The sequence below is a fragment of the Alkalibacterium sp. m-11 genome (assembly GCF_054658155.1).
In genome coordinates this window covers 1-984 of record NZ_BAAGIR010000279.1, presented here as the reverse complement: position 1 = coordinate 984, position 984 = coordinate 1, and the positions used below count along the sequence as shown (strand labels likewise).

Sequence of the window (984 nt, the reverse complement as noted above, 5' to 3'; positions counted from 1 at the left end):
CTAATCCACAACTGAATAACCCTAAAAATTTCTGGAAAAAGTCATCCCTTGCGCCAGCAATTGACTTTTTTGGAAATTTTAACGAAAAATACTTGTGATGAAAGTAACAATGTGTGAAAATCATTTATTCTAAGTTTTATGCAACACTAGTGATCTGTGATATTTAAAGTACTAGCCGGAATGTTTATTTTTATAATAGTAGTCGGCCTTTATGTTACTCTTTTCAGAGCTAATGGTTCATTACAATTTGAACCTGCCGGCTTTACCTTTTTTCAATTTCAAAGAAATCCTATTACCGATGAGGTATTGGAGCGTGCTGCTTTATTTGCTGTTCCAATATTCTCGCTTATCCATGTTTATGTATTACTGAAAGGAAGTCAGCTTTTCGACAAACTCTATGAAGGATATACACCCTTCTCTCCAGATGAACTTAAAGAAGATAAGTTATATCATGATCGGATTTGATGCTGTCACCCCTATCATCTATTCCGGTTTAGTAACTCTTCTTGCAGAAGATGCAAGCTACTTCTTCTTCTCTCTAAGCAGTTACTTTGTGATCGGACTGATCCTCTACGTTGCTGCTGAAATATTTAATTATGGTATCGAACTACAGACACTATCAGATGAGACAGTTTAAAGGAGGTTTTATTTCATGCCAATTATAGTTAGATTAGACCGAGTTATGGCTGACCGGAAAATTCTCCTTAAGGATCTGGCAGAAGAAGTCGGTATCTCCAACGTGAATTTATCCAAGCTGAAGACAGGAAAGGCTGCAGCTGTCCGTTTCTCGACTCTAGAGGCACTATGCAAAGCGCTGAACTGTCAGCCTGGTGATATCCTGGAATATGAAAGTAATGAACTATGTGTAAAATAGTTGTCGGAAAGTAAAATAGTAGGGCAAGAAATTAAAGTAGACAAAAAGAAAGAAGACCCTTAATCTAGAGATAACCACAAATCCAGAAAAGAGGTCTTCTTATGAATCAA

At 36.8% G+C, this 984-nt stretch carries 3 protein-coding genes; all 3 read left to right on the top strand.

Annotated elements, in window-relative coordinates; translation table 11 throughout:
• The first annotated feature begins 180 nt into the window (after positions 1 to 180).
• Genes ACYQ2O_RS12390 through ACYQ2O_RS12380 form a run of 3 tightly spaced genes read left to right on the top strand, consistent with a single transcriptional unit; the run spans position 181 to position 874 of the window.
• Entirely contained in the window at positions 181 to 465 is a 285-nt protein-coding gene (locus ACYQ2O_RS12390) for a hypothetical protein (protein ID WP_459769543.1), read from the top strand.
• On the top strand, positions 452 to 637 hold the full coding sequence (locus ACYQ2O_RS12385; RefSeq protein ID WP_346025006.1) for a hypothetical protein: 186 nt from the start codon (positions 452 to 454) through the stop codon (positions 635 to 637). The genes ACYQ2O_RS12390 and ACYQ2O_RS12385 overlap by 14 nt, the downstream gene beginning before the upstream one ends.
• Positions 638 to 652: 15 nt before the next feature.
• On the top strand, positions 653 to 874 hold the full coding sequence (locus ACYQ2O_RS12380) for a helix-turn-helix domain-containing protein (RefSeq protein WP_459796719.1): 222 nt from the start codon (positions 653 to 655) through the stop codon (positions 872 to 874).
• Positions 875 to 984 lie beyond the last annotated feature (110 nt).